General features: G+C 67.0%; 16 protein-coding genes and 1 pseudogene. 9 read left to right on the plus strand and 8 right to left on the minus strand.

Going from position 1 to position 15171, the window contains the following annotated elements; all coding sequences use genetic code 11:
* Positions 1-53: 53 nt before the first annotated feature.
* Both NV263_RS17055 and NV263_RS17060 read left to right on the plus strand, forming a co-directional pair.
* Positions 54-464, plus strand: coding sequence for a hypothetical protein (locus NV263_RS17055; protein ID WP_263247296.1), 411 nt, complete (start codon positions 54-56; stop codon positions 462-464).
* 14 nt (positions 465-478) lie between these two features.
* Positions 479-1339 carry an alpha/beta fold hydrolase gene (locus tag NV263_RS17060; protein ID WP_263247297.1) on the plus strand — a complete coding sequence of 287 codons (861 nt, stop codon included), beginning with the start codon at positions 479-481 and terminating at the stop codon, positions 1337-1339.
* 47 nt (positions 1340-1386) lie between these two features.
* On the opposite strand, the gene NV263_RS17065 is transcribed toward NV263_RS17060, so the two are convergent.
* Together NV263_RS17065 and NV263_RS17070 are read right to left on the minus strand one after the other, a co-directional pair.
* On the minus strand, positions 1387-1848 hold the full coding sequence (locus tag NV263_RS17065) for a MarR family winged helix-turn-helix transcriptional regulator (protein ID WP_263247298.1): 462 nt from the start codon (positions 1846-1848) through the stop codon (positions 1387-1389).
* A 460-nt stretch (positions 1849-2308) separates the two neighbouring features.
* Entirely contained in the window at positions 2309-3148 is an 840-nt protein-coding gene (locus NV263_RS17070) for an SDR family oxidoreductase (protein WP_263247299.1), read from the minus strand.
* Between the two features lie 143 nt (positions 3149-3291).
* On the opposite strand from NV263_RS17070, the gene NV263_RS17075 reads away from it, so the two are divergent.
* A complete protein-coding gene (locus NV263_RS17075) occupies positions 3292-3675 on the plus strand; it encodes a winged helix-turn-helix transcriptional regulator (RefSeq protein ID WP_263247300.1) in 384 nt (127 codons plus the stop codon).
* A 547-nt stretch (positions 3676-4222) separates the two neighbouring features.
* Here the strand turns inward: NV263_RS17075 and NV263_RS17080 are convergent.
* Positions 4223-4681: an Lrp/AsnC family transcriptional regulator gene (locus NV263_RS17080; RefSeq protein WP_263247301.1), complete on the minus strand. Its 459-nt coding sequence runs from the start codon at positions 4679-4681 to the stop codon at positions 4223-4225.
* A 114-nt stretch (positions 4682-4795) separates the two neighbouring features.
* Here NV263_RS17080 and NV263_RS17085 point away from each other — a divergent pair, with 114 nt between their 5' ends.
* Together NV263_RS17085 and NV263_RS17090 are read left to right on the plus strand one after the other, a co-directional pair.
* Positions 4796-6232 carry a pyridoxal phosphate-dependent decarboxylase family protein gene (locus tag NV263_RS17085; RefSeq protein WP_263247302.1) on the plus strand — a complete coding sequence of 479 codons (1437 nt, stop codon included), beginning with the start codon at positions 4796-4798 and terminating at the stop codon, positions 6230-6232.
* Positions 6233-6325: 93 nt separating this feature from the next.
* Positions 6326-7315, plus strand: a complete 990-nt coding sequence (locus NV263_RS17090) for an MFS transporter (protein WP_263247303.1) — start codon at positions 6326-6328, stop codon at positions 7313-7315.
* Between the two features lie 147 nt (positions 7316-7462).
* Here NV263_RS17090 and NV263_RS17095 read toward each other — a convergent pair.
* From NV263_RS17095 to NV263_RS17105, 3 genes and pseudogenes are all read right to left on the minus strand, one after another.
* Positions 7463-7805: pseudogene (locus tag NV263_RS17095) on the minus strand (transposase); the annotation flags it as partial.
* A 235-nt stretch (positions 7806-8040) separates the two neighbouring features.
* Positions 8041-8499: a cupin domain-containing protein gene (locus tag NV263_RS17100; protein ID WP_263247304.1), complete on the minus strand. Its 459-nt coding sequence runs from the start codon at positions 8497-8499 to the stop codon at positions 8041-8043.
* Between the two features lie 14 nt (positions 8500-8513).
* Positions 8514-9434, minus strand: a complete 921-nt coding sequence (locus tag NV263_RS17105; protein WP_263247305.1) for an NADP-dependent oxidoreductase — start codon at positions 9432-9434, stop codon at positions 8514-8516.
* A 399-nt stretch (positions 9435-9833) separates the two neighbouring features.
* Between NV263_RS17105 and NV263_RS17110 the strand changes: the two genes are divergently transcribed.
* The 4 genes from NV263_RS17110 to NV263_RS17125 all read left to right on the plus strand — a co-directional run bounded on the left by NV263_RS17110 (position 9834) and on the right by NV263_RS17125 (position 12381).
* On the plus strand, positions 9834-10424 hold the full coding sequence (locus NV263_RS17110; RefSeq protein ID WP_263247306.1) for an HD domain-containing protein: 591 nt from the start codon (positions 9834-9836) through the stop codon (positions 10422-10424).
* Positions 10425-10761: 337 nt separating this feature from the next.
* A complete protein-coding gene (locus NV263_RS17115; protein ID WP_263247307.1) occupies positions 10762-11361 on the plus strand; it encodes a molybdopterin-dependent oxidoreductase in 600 nt (199 codons plus the stop codon).
* Positions 11331-12095 carry a ferredoxin reductase gene (locus NV263_RS17120; RefSeq protein ID WP_263247309.1) on the plus strand — a complete coding sequence of 255 codons (765 nt, stop codon included), beginning with the start codon at positions 11331-11333 and terminating at the stop codon, positions 12093-12095. Before NV263_RS17115 ends, NV263_RS17120 begins: the two co-directional genes overlap by 31 nt.
* 1 nt (position 12096) lies before the next feature.
* Positions 12097-12381 (plus strand): DUF6510 family protein, encoded by a 285-nt coding sequence (locus NV263_RS17125; protein WP_263247311.1) that lies wholly within the window; start codon positions 12097-12099, stop codon positions 12379-12381.
* A 448-nt stretch (positions 12382-12829) separates the two neighbouring features.
* On the opposite strand, the gene NV263_RS17130 is transcribed toward NV263_RS17125, so the two are convergent.
* Positions 12830-14203 carry a glutamine synthetase family protein gene (locus NV263_RS17130; protein ID WP_263247312.1) on the minus strand — a complete coding sequence of 458 codons (1374 nt, stop codon included), beginning with the start codon at positions 14201-14203 and terminating at the stop codon, positions 12830-12832.
* Positions 14196-14861: a hypothetical protein gene (locus NV263_RS17135; protein ID WP_263247313.1), complete on the minus strand. Its 666-nt coding sequence runs from the start codon at positions 14859-14861 to the stop codon at positions 14196-14198. The genes NV263_RS17130 and NV263_RS17135 overlap by 8 nt, the downstream gene beginning before the upstream one ends.
* Positions 14862-15171 lie beyond the last annotated feature (310 nt).

Consider the following 15171-nt stretch of genomic DNA (forward strand, 5'->3'; position numbering starts at 1 on the left):
AGCCGTCGCAGTGACGACGGCCGCACCTGTCCCGCTCAGAGAGGAGCCCGACGATGGCCGCGGTTACCCGCTCCCCATCGGCAGCGGCGTCGTGGGCCGAGGCGTTCGCCTCCGCCAGCAACGACGACCCGGAGATCCAGGCCCACGGCAAGTACTTCACCTGCTCGTACCTGCTCGACGCCACCGAACACCAGTTCGTGGTCAAGGTCGAGTCCGGACGCGTCGTGGACGTCGCCGTCGATCCCGGTCCGCTGGACGTGCCGTACCAGTTCGCGATCCGCGCGGGCGTCGAGACGTGGCGCGGCTTCGGCGAGCCGGTGCCGCCGCCGATGTGCCACGGCATCTGGTCGGCGACCTTCCGGCGCGACATGAAGCTGGAGGGCGATGTCCTCGTCCTCATGCAGAACCTGCGCTGCATCACCCGGCAGATCGAGCTGCTGCGCACCATCGGCGCCCCCGTCTGAGGAAGGACATCGGCATGAGCAACATCTCGCCCGTGACCGGCCGCTACGTCACCATCGAGGTGGACGGCCTCAAGTACAAGGTGTTCTACCTCGAGAACGGCACCGGGCAGCCGCTGGTCTGCCAGCACACCGCGGGCTGCCACAACCACCAGTGGCGCGATCTGCTGGAGGACGAGGAGATCACCGCCAACTACCGCGTGATCGCCTACGACCTGCCCCGCCACGGCAAGTCCGACCCGCCGGAGAACGTCGAGTGGTGGAAGGAGGAGTACAAGCTCACCGCCGACCACTACGCCAACTTCATCATCGCCCTGTGCGACGCCCTCGAACTCGAGGACCCGATCTTCATGGGCTCGTCGTTCGGCGGCAACATCGCACTGCAGCTGGCACTGCGGCGCCCGGACCGCTTCGCCGGTGTGCTCTCGGTCGAAGGCGCCGACTACTCCCCTGGCTTCTACCTCGACTGGTGGCAGCACCCGCACGCCAACGCCGCGCAGGTCTGCGCCAGCGGCGTGTGGGACCTGATGGCGCCGCAGTCACCCGAGGCCGACCGCTGGAAGACCTGGTTCTACTACTCCCAGGGATCCGAGTCGTTCAAGGGCGACCTGCACTTCTACTCGGTCGACCACGACCTGCGGGACAAGCTCGGCGAGATCGATGGCGACCAGTGCCCCGTCGTGATGCTCACCGGTGAGTACGACTACCTCACCACGCCCGCCGACAGCGCGCGAACAGCCGCCCAGATCAAGAACGGCACCTTCATCGAGATGCCGGAGATCGGGCACTTCCCGATGAGCGAGAACCACGAGCGGTTCCGCGTGCACCTGATCGAAGCGCTCAACATCCTGCAGGGCGCGAAGTCCAAAACCGCATGACACGTGCCGGCCGGCGGGAACCGCCCCGCCCGCCGGCCGGCACCACTTCAGCGTTGCAGCGCTGGGACCTGCGTCAGCCCGTGCAGCGCCTCGACCAGCGGGGCGAGTTCCGGGGTCTGCTCCGCGGCAGCGAGCGCCGCTTCCAACGCCGCGTCGTGAGTCGGGCGGGCCCGCTCCAGCAGAGCCCGGCCCGCATCAGTGAGCTCGGTGTAGATCCCCCGCCGGTCCTCTTTGCAAAGAACACGGGTCAGCAGCTCGCGGTCCTCCAGCCGGCTGACCAGTCGCGTCGTCGCGCTGCCGCTGAGCGCCGTGGCGCGGGCGAGCTGCTGCATGCGCATGTGCCAGCCGTCCTGCCGGCCGAGCGCGTCGAGCACCGTGTACTCCACGACCGACAGACCATGCTCGGCCTGGAGCGCTTTCTCCATCGCGGCATCAAGCATCCCGTGCAACGCGGCGAGCGTGCGCCAGCCGCGAGCACGCACCTCGACGGCATCGTCGGCGATTCCCACGAGCACCTCCTGTCACTACAGCTGTGATACCGGCTCGCACTCATATGAGGCGTCTACAACTATATGCCGCATCACAGTAGGCGTCCATTGAAATAGGCCGCGTCTGCAATTATTGTCTACGCCTGCAAGGCTCAGACGCAGTCAGACAGGAAAGTCCCCGCACATGCCTCTCGCGCTCCTGGCGCTTGCCATCGGCGCGGCATCGTTGAAGATGTAGCACCTCCTTTCTGCCGCCGGAGGCTCAACTTCATCGTTTGCGGTGACGCGGTCCTGCTCACGGTGCCGGACATACGGCCGCTTAGTGGGCAGCGCGGAACAGGGACCGAACGACCGCTCGGCGGCATGAGAGGACCTTCGAAAACCGCCGAGTGCAGGCCGTTGTTGCGATCGCACGATCTGACGGCGCGGGCCGAACTGGCGCAAGCGTCGCGGCGCCGGCCACAACCCGACGCCAGGGACCTCAGGTGAAAGCGCTGATGTGGTCGGCGATGAAGGTGGACAGGCTGCGCGGCGGGGTGCCGGTGATCGATGCCACGTCGTTGGACAGCCACGCCGCATCACCCCTGGAAATCAGATCGAACACCTGGGCGTTGGAGGCCGCGACTGTCTCGGCGATGCCGGCGCGGATCATCGACGCCCGGTGCTCGCCGGGAGAGACCGGGTGGTACTCGACGGTGTATCCCAGTGCGTCGGACAGTTCCTTCGCGACATCGGTGAAGGTGACCAGGTCAGGACCGGTCAGCAGGTAGGTGTGGCCGGCGTGGTCCGTGGGCCGGGTGACGATCGTCGCCGCGGTGGCCGCGACGTCCCGGGCGTCGATCATCCCGAACTGGCCGTCTCCGGCCGCGTTCCACAAGCCTCGCGTCTGTTTGATCGACGCCGCGAGGGCGAGAACGTTCTGCATGTAGAGGTTCGGCGCGAGCAGTGTGTAGGCCAGGCCGCTGGATCTGAGGTGTGCCTCGATCCGCGCGTGGTCTCGGCGCCGGTTGACCGGGGAATCGTGGGACGCCTTGTGGTTGGTGATCTTGACAATGTGTGTCACGCCCTGACGCACTGCGCTGTCGATGACCGCGATCTCCTGAGCCGGCACGGACGGGGTGACCAGCAGGACGGTGTCGACGCCGCGCATCGCCGCGTCGAGGGTGTCCGGCCGATCGAAGTCGCCGATGACGATCTGGACATCGCTGCGCGGCAGTCGGGAGGGGTCACGGACCAGCGCCCGCGTGGGATGGTGCCGCGCGGCGAGCAGCCGAACGGCTTCCGAGCCGACCGTGCCGGTCGCGCCGGTAACCAAGATCATGTTTTCTCCTTGGGAGAGGTGGGGTTGAGCAAGCGATGCATGGCGAACGCCGCACGTCGGCAGTGCGTTGTGGTCGCTAGGTCGATCTTGCGCGCCTCGGTATCAATTGTGAAGTGGGCACCATTCAGGTATATAGGTACCTGATGGATACCGAGGCTGACTACGTGTACTCGGAAGACTGCCCGTCACGGACGGTGCTGGACGTGCTGGCCAACAAGTGGTCGCTCTACATCCTCGGACTGCTGCGGCGTCACGGGCGGCCGCTGCGCTTCACGGAGCTGCGCCGCCGCATCGAGGGCGTCACCCAGAAGTCCCTCACCCAGGCGCTGCGCAACCTCGAACGCGACGGGCTGGTCAGCCGCACCATCTACCCGACCATCCCGCCGCGCGTCGAGTACGCCCTCACCGAACTCGGCGTCGAGGCCGGCACCTTGACCGCCGCGATCGCCGACTGGTCCCGAACCAACGCCACCCGCATCCACACGGCCCGCTCCGCCTATGACAACCGACTCACCCAGTCCATGTGAGCCTTCCACTGGCTCGGTCACGGTTCGCGCGGCGGCCACTGCTTCGTCGACACCGCGAGGTCGGTAGCGCGGTCCGTGAATCGCCGGTGATCACTGCGTCACGAATATCCTCAACTCGGCAAAAGCGGACGTCGTCCAAAATCAGTTCATTGCAACCGCTCGCGGCATAGCGTCGCTCCGCCGATAGATCCGAGCTCGGAGCCGGGGATAGTGCACGTCGCGGACATGCCCGGTATGTTGATCAACAGGTCAAAGGCGCACTCGCGAGCAGCACGGCTGGAAAAGTCCAGAACGAACCGCAGGTTCGACTCGTGCTTAGCCCGCACCGCGGGCCAGGTGTACTGGTAACCTCGGATATCAGAACTTGCGGAATGGGCTGTTGCGCGCCTGCCGGTCGGCCAGGGGTAGCGGTCGTCCGGTGGCCTTCATCGACTCCGAGAGGGGCTCTATACCGCTGGCCACCGTTCATGCCTGCAGGGAGGTGCCGTGTCGGTTCCGGCGTGGCGGAGATCGGATGCCGATCGTCGACGCCGCCCTGCGCGGAGGTTTAGGCGGGCACGGGAAGACCCGGCGCGCTCTTGATCGTCTTCATGGCGAACTGGGAGTTGGTCCTTGCCACCCCGGGCAGGCCGGTGAGCTTGGTCATGTACACCCGCTCATAGGACTGAAGGTCAGGGACCGCGATCCACAGCAGGTAGTCGGGGTGTCCGAACATCCGCTGGCAGTGCACCACCTCGTCGATCTCGGCGACTGCGGCTTCGAATGCCTCGATGGTCGCTCGGTCCTGGAGGCCCATCTCGACGTGCAGCAGTACATGGAATCCGCGCCCGACGGCGGCCGGGTCGACCGCGGCGTGGTAACCGGTGATCACGCCGCTGCTCTCAAGCTGGCGTACCCGGCGCAGGCACGGGGAGGGTGACAGGCCCACGAGGTCCGCCAGCTCGGTGTTGGCGAGCCGTCCGTCCTCCATCAGGTGCGCAAGAATTGCTCGATCTGTCTTGTCCACAGCATAAAATGCTACACAAGCTCCAATCATGAGCATCTTTGGCATCGCGTGTCCTGACGATCTGGCTAGTGTGCCCAGCCAGGAAGTCCTCTACCCACATGCGAGGAGGCGCTGATGCCTGACACTCCGGCGCTGAGCCTGAACGACGAGGAGCGAATGAGGGCCGGTCGGCTGCTGACCGAGTTCTTCGACGACTACGAGCGCTCGATCCCCCAGCGACCCCTCGTTCCGGCCTTGGACCGCGAGGTCCTCGCCGACATGCTGACGACGCCGCTGCCGGAGGAGGGCATCGGGGTCGAGGGACTGTTCCGTGAGATCAACCAGAAGATCCTTCCGAACTCGACCACGGTGGCCCACCCGCGGTTCCTGGCCTACGTACTCGGCCCGCCCAATGGCATCGCGCCTTACGCCGAGGCGATCGCCGCCACCATCAACCAGAACTGCAACTTCTGGCAGCTCTCACCGGCGGCAAGCGTGGTCGAGCGGGCCGTGGTCGCGTGGCTTGCTGGACTGTTCGGCTACGGCGAGCAGGCGGGCGGGATTCTCACCGGAGGAGGGTCCATCGCCACCCTCAACGCGCTGACCACGGCCCTGCACGCCCGGCGCCCCCGCTTTCGTGAGGAGGGTCTGCAGACAGTCGACCCGACGCTGGTGGTGTACACCTCTGCTGAAGCGCACCGGTGTGTCGACAAGGCCGCAGCGATTCTGGGCATCGGCCTGAACAACGTCCGCCGTATCGCCACTGATGACCGGTATCGCATGCGCGTCGACGTCCTCGAGAAGGCGATCCGCGCCGATCGGGACGCCGGGCGAGAGCCGTTCTGCGTCGTGGCCACCCCCGGAACGGTCACCAGCGGTTCCATCGATCCGATCGCAGACATCGCGGATGTGTGCGAACGCCAGGATTTGTGGCTGCACCTCGACGGCGCATTCGGCGGGCTGTTCGTGCTCTCCGAACGCAAGCGTGAGGCGTTTCAGGCGTGTTGCCGCGCGAACTCCATTGCCATCGATCCGCACAAGCTGTTGTTCGCCCCCTTGGAGGCGGGTTGTCTGCTGGTGCGGGACCGCACCAGCCTCACAGACGCTTACGCGTTTTCCGCGTCATACCTGACGGTCGAGGAGGATCCGGTGATGGTCGACTACATGGACTACGGCCCCCAGCTGTCGCGCGGATTCAAGGCCCTGAAGATCTGGAGCGCTCTGCAGACGTTTGGCATCGGAGCCTTCCGGTCCGTAATGGACCGCATGCTCGACCTCGCCCGGTATATGGCCGATCTCATCGAGGCCGAACGGGACCTGGAGCTCATGGCACCCGTATCGCTTACCGCCGTCTGCTTCCGGATCAACGACGCCACTGAAGCCGAGCACAACGCAGCGCTGGCCACCCTTGTCGATGAGGGCACCGCGCTCCTGGGCCCAGCACACCTCAACGGCCAGCACGGCATGCGCGCGTGCGTCACCAACTACCGCACCAGCCACAGCGACATCGAGCAGATCGTTGCGCGCCTGGCCCGCATCGCCCGACGCCACCGTGCAGCGGCTAACAAGTGAATCTGCCGGTGTGTCGCACGATTCGCGCATGAGCTACGAATATCATCGAACCTTTGACGGCGGTCGTCACCCGGTGCTGGGGCTGGTAGGGCTGTGCCTGGCGGCGGCGCTGGTGGTGCTGGAGCCAACGTGCTCAACGTGGCGCTACCGACAATCCAACGACAGCTCGGCGGCGGCCCGGACGCGGCTCTGTGGGTGCTGGACGGTTACACGCTGACATTCGCCGCGTTGCTGCTCACCGGCGGATCACTGGGCACCCGCTTCGGGGTGCGCCGGGTGTTCCTGATCGGACTGTGGATGTTCGGCCTGGCCTCGGTGGCCTGCGGACTGGCTGGGGAAACCGGGGAACTCGTCGCCGCCCGGGCGATCCAGGTCATCGGGGCGGCACTACTGGCCCCGGGATCGTTGGCGCTGATCAGCCACCTGCACCCGGAGCGGCACCGCGCCCGCGCGCTGGGGGCGTGGGCCGGGGTATCCGGGGCGGCCTTCGCCGCCGGGCCGGTCGTCAGCGGGCTGCTCATCGACACCCTCGGGTGGCGCACGCTGTTCCTGATCAACGTCCCGATGGTCCTCCTCGCGCTTGCCCTGGTGCACCCGTTCGTGCCCGCGCCCGCCGGGCAGGCACACCGCTTCGACATCGCCGGGCAGGTACTGGCCGTGGTGGGACTCGGCACACTGACGGCAGCACTGGTCGAGGTGAGCCGGGTGGGCTGGACCTTGCCGGGCGTACTCGGCGCACTGACCGCCGGGCTGGTCCTGCTGGCCGGATTCGCCGCCGTGCAGCGGCGCAAGGAGCGCGCGGACGGGGCACCGATGCTGCCGCCGTCGCTGCTGGCGGTCCGGCCCGCCCGGGCGGGCCTGCTGGCCGCCCTGGCCTACAACTTCGGTCTCTACGGGATGCTCGTGTTGTACACGTTCCTGCTGCAGGGGTTCCACACCGACCCGCACGCGCACACGCCGTGGGCGATGCTCCTCGTCGCGGCCGTGTTCGCGGCCGCCGCGATCACCACATGGACCTGGATCCCCCACTCAACGTCCACAGTGGAACCGCAGGAGGAGGTGATCGTCACCCAGGCGGAGTGAACCGCCACCGTGGGACATGGGCAGCAGCGGTCCGCCGATCCTGTGCTGAGCGGGTGGTCTTGAACTTCGCCCAGGCAGCCCGCTCGATCTCCCGAGCCCTTGACCCCAGCCGCAAGCTCCCTCCCCGTCCGACACCGCGGTCATGGATTCCCCCCTTCGCCCGCACGGACGCACCATCGGCTACGCGCGAGACCAGTCGATCAGCGCCTGGCTGCCCAGCTCGTCCAGCACCGCGCCTGGGCCACAGCCCAGCCTTGGCCCACTCTGTGAACCGGCGATGCGCAGTCGGCACGGTGACACCGACGGACGGTGGCAGCAGTCGCCAGGCGCATCCACTGGTCAGCACGAACACGATCGCGGTGAACACCGCACGGTCGTCCACCGGCGCCGTTCCTCCGCCCTGGCGACGGCGGCTGAACTGCGGAATCAATGGTTCGGTCAACTTCCACAGTTCGTCCGGCACCAACCGTCGCGACAGATCATCAGCCACAACAACCGATCACGACACATGACGATCAATCCACATGAGACATCCTCCAAATTCTTGGAAAAATCGCGTTGCAAGAAGCCGGATAACGTCCGTCGCTACTTCAAGCCGTCGGCCGGGGCCATCGCTGAGGTGTTTTGTGGCCTGCGCCGTGAGCTTCAATTCAGGCGTGTCGTGGTGGCCGGCGGGCAGGGGCGGTGAGACGTGCGTTGACGTTGCCGCCCGCTGCGCGCCCCGGTTACGGGTGGGCGTCGTTGACCTTGAGAGGGTCTCCGGTGTTGGAGACGAAGACGACCAAGAGCCTGGCCCGGTCCGTCTGGCTGGTGTTCTCCGTGAGGACGTGGTGGGTGCCTGGCGGCTCGACCCAGTTCTCGCCTTGGCGGTACGTGCCGACGGGCTTGTCGTCGAGCGCGCTGCGCACGCTGCCTTCGAGGACGTAGGCGTAGACGAAAGCCTCGCCGTGCCGGTGCGGCGCCGCGCGGGCACCGGGCGGGAAGTCGACGATCGCTGAGGTGAAAGTCTTGCCCTGAACATTCGGAAGGGGCTGCTGGAGCAGGGGGGTCAGGGTTTCGGTGGGTGGCTGCGATGCCGTGCTGGCCCTCGGAGCCGTGGCGGCGCCGAGCTGGTCCGGCGCGGTGCAGGCCCCGGCCAGCGTGGCAACGGCCAGGAAGCCACCGGCAATGCGCATTCCGATCATGAGGGGCATCCTGTTCAGTCTTCGGCGACGCGGATGATCGTCTTGCCCGGGATGCGCTCGCCGGCGGCGAATGCGGCGGGTGCTTCGGCGAGCGGCCGTACGGCGCCGACGACCGGCTTCAGCCGTCCGTCCCTCAGCCGCGTGACGAGGTCGGCGAGCCGGGCGCGGTCGGGTTCGACGACGAAGAAGACGGCCCTCCCGTCCGTGGGCTGGACCTGGGGCGGCATGGCGATGGTGACGAGCGTGCCGCCGGGGCGCACCAGGGCGGCCGAGCGGGCGAGAATGTCTCCGCCGATCACGTCAAACACGACGTCGACCTCGCCGACGCCCTCCAGCTTCTCAGTCTGAAGGTCGAAGAAGGTGGCCACGCCGAGCGCGAGCGCCTGGTCCCGGTGGGAGCTCCGGCCGGTCCCGATAACGCGGGCGCCGACTTCGCGGGCGAGCTGCACCGCGATCGACCCCACACCGCCCCCAGCGCCGTGGATCAGGACGGTCTGGCCAGTGACCAGGCGGCCGTGGTCGAACAAGCCCTGCCAGGCAGTCAGTCCGGAGATCGGCAGCGCGGCCGCCACCGTGTGGTCAACCTCCGCCGGCAGCGGTGCGAGGTTGCGGGCCTCCACCGCGGCGTACTCGGCGAGCGAGCCGTTGCGGGCCCAGTCGGTCAGTCCGAACACCCGCTGGCCAACACTCAAGCCGGTGGTGCCGTATCCCAGTTCGACGACGACACCCGACAGCTCGTGGCCGGGCACGCTCGGTGTCCTGTCACGGCCCGCGCGATCGGTCCACGTGGTCGACCAGTCCAGTTCCCCGGGGGTGAAACCCGCGGCATGCACCCGCACGATGACGTCGTTCTGGGCCGCGAGCGGGTAAGGCAGGTCCGTCTGGGACAGCCCTGCGATACCGGCGTCTCGGTCTCGAACAGTGATGGCTTGCATGACAGTCCTTGCTGGGAGGGGATCGAGCGAGCGCACCTGCTCGCGAGCGTTCCCCCGTCGTCTCGTTTTTCGTTCTCGTCAGGGAAACGAGGCAGCCCCTCGCCCCCCCCCCCCCCGCGGGTTTGCGCCCGAACCGCGCGCATACTCGGCATGACGATCACTTCGCCCCACGGACCACTTCCCCAGTAGGGTAGGCAAGTACCGCAGGTCCGCCCAGGGCAATACGACCCCAGCGAACCGGGTCCCTCGCTCGGAACTATCAGGCCACAAGACCGAGCACAGCTTGCGCTGTCATTGGTCGTGGTCAGCGTGGGTTGAAGATGCAAACGGCAGTTGCCTGCCGTCGTGTGGCGTCTTTGGTCGTGGTTTGGGTTGGGTTCGGTGGGAAACCCTGAGCTCATGTTCCCGGAGACGCCCGCCGCGGCGGCTGCGCTGTCCGTGGCAACTCGCCACTACTCGCCCGCGCTGCTCAACCACTGCGTCCGCTCCTACCTGTGGGGACAGATGTACGGCACAGCGCACGGGATCGCGTATGACAACGAGCTGTACTACGTCTCGGCGGTGCTCCACGACATCGGGCTCACGGAGGCGTTCGACAGCCACATGCTGCCGTTCGAGAACGCGGGTGGGCATCTGGCCTGGGTCTTCGGCATTGCGGCCGGCTGGCCGGCGGAACGCGCGGCCCGGGTCGAGGAGATCATCGTGTTGCACATGCGCGCCGACGTGTCCCCGGCCGCTGATCCCGAAGCCCACCTGCTGCAGATCGCCACCAGCTGGGAGGTGGTCGGGCGGCGGCCCGAGGAGTTCTCACCGGAGGTGAGGGCGGAGTTGCTCCTCCGCTATCCCCGGCTGGGATTCGGCACGGAGTTCCTGGCGCACTTCCACGACCAGGCGAGGCGTAAGCCGGGCAGTGCCGCCGCCGCATCGGTCGACAAGAACGTCGCCGGGCGGATCGCCGCCAATCCACTCGAAGGCCACCCGCCCACCTGACCACCGGCGGCGGCCGAGAATCACGCCTTCCTCACCGAACTCGGCGCTGCAACGGCACTTGCTGCCCAGTCCCGCAAGCTGCCGTCCATCCGGTTGGCATGGCCCTCGACGTGGACAACCGCACGACTACGCCCTTCTCCGAGGCCTGGCCCGACGACTGACCGTCTTGGGTGTTGGGGCCTTTCGGCTCTTCCGTGCTTTGACCGTGGCCAGCATGTTGGCGGGTGCCAATGCTGATGGGATCTCGACATGTTGAGCGACTACCGACCGCGTTTTGCTCGGTGTGCCCGATCAACGGATGGTGCTGGTTCGTGAGCCGTGCTGGGGAGGGACTGCGATGGGTATCGTGTCGCCTGGTTTTCAGGGGCGGCGGCGTACGGCCGGGCCACACTTACCGCCAGGCCAGTACCTGATCGAGGATTTCCCCGTGTTGTCCGCGGGCCCGACGCCGCGGGTTCCGCTGGATGAGTGGGAGTTCGTGATCACGACGGAGACCGGGCAGGTCCATCGCTGGTCGTGGCCGCAGTTTCGGAAGCTGCCCAGGGAGACGCCGAAAGTGGACATCCACTGCGTCACCAAGTGGTCGAAGCTGGGCACGACCTGGAGGGGCGTGTCGCTGGAGACGCTACTGGCCGAGGTGGACACGGCGGCAGATTTCGCGCTGGTGGACTCCTACGGTGGGTACACGACGAACCTGCCGTTGGAGGATCTGCTCGATGACCAGGCGTGGATCGTCTACGAGTACGACGGTACCGATCTTCCACCCGAGCATGGAGGTCCGGCCAGGTTGCTCGTGCCGCATCTGTACTTCTGGAAATCGGCGAAGTGGGTGCACGGCATGCGGCTGCTGCTGGAGGACGAACCCGGATTTTGGGAGACCATCGGCTATCACGATTACGGTGACCCGTGGCGCGAGCAGCGGTATCAGGGCGACTGACCGGCCGACTGAGCTGGCGGGTCGCGCGTCTGGTCGACTACCGCGACGAGACGCCCACGGCACGCACGCTGGTGCTGGACGCAACGGGCTGGCCGGGGCATTCGGCCGGGCAGCACGTCGATCTCCGGCTCACCGCCGCTGATGGTTACAGCGCGCAGCGCAGCTATTCACTGGCCGCCCCAGCGGACGGTGATCGGCTGGAGCTGACGGTGCAACGGGTACCCGATGGCGAGGTGTCTCCGTACCTGACCGAGGTGTACTCGGTAGGAGACCTGGTGGAGGTGCGCGGACCCCTCGGTGGCTGGTTCGTATGGCGCCCGGCAGAGACCGAGCCGGTGCTGCTGATCGCGGGAGGATCGGGCATCGTGCCGTTGATGGCGATGGTGCGGGCGCGTCGCGCGGCCCGCAGTCGTACACCGTTTCGCTTGCTCTACTCGGTCCGCTCGCCTGCGGAGGTGTATTACGCCCGGGAGCTGGCTCAGCCGACGCGTGGGGACGACGGCCTGGACGTGACCTACGTGTACACGCGATCGGCGCCACAGGGTTGGACCGGGAAACTCGGAAGGATCGGGATCGCGGACATCAACCGCGGTGGCTGGCCACCGGAGTTCGAACCGAGCTGTTTCGTCTGCGGCCCCACGGGTTTTGTCGAAACGGCCGCCAACATCCTCGTGGCGCTGGGCCACGCACCTGGGCACATCAAGACCGAGAGGTTCGGCCCGAGTGGAGGATGACATGACACAGCCGAACACCGAGCAGCACGTAGACGGCAACGCCCTGGCCGGGCCTTTCGCGGAGGTTTTCGCGGTCGATGTCACAGCGGCCGTCGAGCGTTGCATGGGCTGCGGGCGCACCGGCCCGGTCGCTACGCTCCGCGTCTACCAGCGCGCACCCGGACTGGTCGCCCGATGTCCGGGCTGCGACGGGGTGGTGCTGCGCCTCGTCCGGGGACCGGATAAGGCCTGGTTGGACCTGAAAGGCACGATGAGTCTCCAGATCCCGCTGGCAGGTTCCGGTTAGCCCGTGCCCTCCCGCGTCTGGCAGTTCGCGATATGCCGGGCCAACAGCGACGACGAGGCCCTCGATCCTGCCAACGTCGCGGCTACGTCTACTCCCGTGACACGGAGGCCCCGCACAGCAACGGCCTATCCCGCAGGTCTCGAAAGCGCGGCCGACCGATCAATCATCCGGCCACCTCCCTGGAGCTACGTGGTTTCCGCCGGGCCTCCGCGGCGCTCGCTTGAGACCGGCTTGCGCAGCAACGCGAGGGCGATCGCTGGGAACAGGGCTGGAGCACTAGAGCCAAGATCCTGACAGGCCCTGCCCCGGCGGCCTGACCGCCGGGGCACTCGCGAGCGTGGCCATCACAGTTGTTTGGCGGCTTCCCCGAAGAGCAGCTCCGGGCGGAACCGCCGGCCGGTGATGCCGATCAGCGGCCGCGCGGCGGTCGAGGCATCGCCGATCGCACTCACGGCAGTTCGAAGTACCGGGCGGACTCCCACTCCGAGAGCTCGGCGAACGGATCGCCGCCAGCTGTGTGGAACTGCATCCACTCCCACCGGCGAGACCCAACCCAGTAATCGACGAACTCGTCGCCCAGCAGCTCCCGCAGGATCGGGTCCGCTTCGAGTGCGTCGGCCGCCTTGGTCATGGTGTCGGGGATCCGCTCGATGCCCAGGCCCGGCGGCAGACACCACGCCATCGCGCCCACCGGTTCCGGGGGCTCGATCTTGCGCTCAACACCCGCGATGACACCGGCAAGCACCCCCGCCAGCGCGAGATACAGGTTCGCGTCCGCACCCGGCAGCCGGTACTCCAGGCGGGACTGCTTCGGGTGCCCGCACACAGCCCGCACCGCGGTCGTCTTATTGCGGATGCCCCAGGTGACCGTGACAGGCGGACCACTGAGATCGACCAAGCGGCGATACGACGTGATCTGCGGCAGCACGATCGAGGTGTTGCCTTCCATCGTCGCGAGCAGACCACCAATGGCGCGGAGCATCGTCTCCGAGGGCCCATCCTCGACGTAGAACACGTTGGCCCCGTCACGCTGGAGCGAGAGGTTGATGTGCGACGCCTGACCGTAGCCCGCGGTCGGCTTGGCCATGAACGTGACAGTGTGTCCCCGTTCGAACGCGACCTCCCGCATGATCTGCCGGGTGCGCGCCCACGCGTCAGCGACCGTGATCGGGTCGCCGGGCGCGAGGTTGAGCTCGACCTGCCCTGCCGCGTCCTCGTCGCTCCAGGCCTCCCAAGCAATACCGACCTCGTCGAAACGGGCGGCCACGGCACTCATGTACTCGACCCAGTCCTTCGACTTCGCCAAGTGGTAGGCAGTGCCGGCACCGCCCCCGAGCGGCGTCAGATCGCGGTAACCGCGGGTTCGAGCCTCATGGATCGACTCTTCGAACGCAGTCGCCTCGATCTCCACGGCGACAGTGGCAGTGAAACCGACAGCGGAGAGACGGTCGACCATCTTCCGCACAAGGTTGCGCGGGCACAGGGGAACCGGCGTACCGTCCTTGAGCCAGTAATCGCCGATCACGGCATCAAGGCCCTGCTCCCACTCGACCAACGTCGACATGTCGGGGCGGAAGTAGACGTCGTCGAGATGTCCACGCCAGTCGGGATAAGCGAAGCCGAACGCCGGGGCGTTGCCGAGATCGAGTCCGAACAGGAGATCAGCGAAGGCGAAACCCGAGTCCACGCCCGAGGCGAACTTCTTCCCCTCGACGGTCTTGCCCAGGAAGCAGCCCTCGGGATTCGTCGCCTCCAGCCGGACGGTCCGGGCACCGGATTCACGGGCATGGGAGCCAGGTGCGGACGTGGTGAGTTCAGTCATCGAAACGGACCTTCCAGGAAGCGCCAACCATGACGGACAGCTGGGAAAGAGTGCCCTGGATCCCCAACGCACCCGAGGACAAAACCGCGATGAGATCGTCCGCACCGGAGAACACACCTGCCAGCGTGTCGGGAGCCCCGGCGATCAGGTACCGCGTGGTGCCCGCCCCGACAACGACCTGCTCCAGCCCCTCAGGCCCTTCGGTCACCGCAACCAGTACGTCCGGAATTCCCGGCATGGAACGAGATACCTCCCAGAACCGCTGCGCGGCCTCGCGCCAGTCCGGCAGCGGCGGAGACAGGGCGGCTAGAACCCCGGCAGCAAGGTCGGCATCGCCAGTGGGATCCCCGGCCGGCGCGAACCGCGCGTTCAAGTCGACGGTCAGCGTGACGTCGGGCTCGACCAAAACCCCGCTGGACACCTGGATGCCATCCGGAGCGAAGGAGATCGTTGCCGCCTGCGGCGTGTCGTGCGAGCGGATCCCCGCCGTGACGCCCCGTTCCTGCAGCGGCGCGAACGCGTAGCCGGCGCGAGCCGAATCCCGCAGGGTGCGGCCGATCAAGCGAACGATCGGAGAAGCATCGTCCTCGATCCGGATATCGACCTCTGCGGGCTCTCGTGCGCCCGCCGTCACCGGGGCCGTCGTGGTTTCGGCCATCTTCTGGTCCTTTCGAGTTCGTGAGATCACGTGCGTCCCGAACGATCGCTTCAGATCTCGGGCGGACGACAACCGAATCTTAATCAAGCGACTAAAACGGTTGATTATGATGGTGAGGCACGGGTCACGAGCTGTCAATCACTTCCGAAAGGGCCGCCATGGACGACGCGCACCCTCGTCCTGGACCCACTGGACGCAGTGAGCAGTGCGCAGCTCGCGTCATCGTTCTCGGCACTCTCGACGAAGCCTGCCGGTTCAATCACCGCACCGGCAGGCTGGGCGGTGGGCGACGAACGCCGACGCTGACGTT

The sequence above is a fragment of the Saccharopolyspora rosea genome, assembly GCF_025643595.1.
Lineage (GTDB): Bacteria > Actinomycetota > Actinomycetes > Mycobacteriales > Pseudonocardiaceae > Saccharopolyspora > Saccharopolyspora rosea.

Coding starts and splice junctions, on each gene's coding strand:
- NV263_RS17110 (WP_263247306.1), top strand. CDS start 9,834: ATGTTCCCGGAGACGCCCGCCGCGGCGGCTGCGCTGTCCGTGGCAACT.
- NV263_RS17085 (WP_263247302.1), top strand. CDS start 4,796: ATGCCTGACACTCCGGCGCTGAGCCTGAACGACGAGGAGCGAATGAGG.
- NV263_RS17105 (WP_263247305.1), bottom strand. CDS start 9,434: ATGCAAGCCATCACTGTTCGAGACCGAGACGCCGGTATCGCAGGGCTG.
- NV263_RS17070 (WP_263247299.1), bottom strand. CDS start 3,148: ATGATCTTGGTTACCGGCGCGACCGGCACGGTCGGCTCGGAAGCCGTT.
- NV263_RS17125 (WP_263247311.1), top strand. CDS start 12,097: ATGACACAGCCGAACACCGAGCAGCACGTAGACGGCAACGCCCTGGCC.
- NV263_RS17060 (WP_263247297.1), top strand. CDS start 479: ATGAGCAACATCTCGCCCGTGACCGGCCGCTACGTCACCATCGAGGTG.
- NV263_RS17075 (WP_263247300.1), top strand. CDS start 3,292: ATGGATACCGAGGCTGACTACGTGTACTCGGAAGACTGCCCGTCACGG.
- NV263_RS17130 (WP_263247312.1), bottom strand. CDS start 14,203: ATGACTGAACTCACCACGTCCGCACCTGGCTCCCATGCCCGTGAATCC.
- NV263_RS17135 (WP_263247313.1), bottom strand. CDS start 14,861: ATGGCCGAAACCACGACGGCCCCGGTGACGGCGGGCGCACGAGAGCCC.
- NV263_RS17100 (WP_263247304.1), bottom strand. CDS start 8,499: ATGATCGGAATGCGCATTGCCGGTGGCTTCCTGGCCGTTGCCACGCTG.
- NV263_RS17115 (WP_263247307.1), top strand. CDS start 10,762: ATGGGTATCGTGTCGCCTGGTTTTCAGGGGCGGCGGCGTACGGCCGGG.
- NV263_RS17055 (WP_263247296.1), top strand. CDS start 54: ATGGCCGCGGTTACCCGCTCCCCATCGGCAGCGGCGTCGTGGGCCGAG.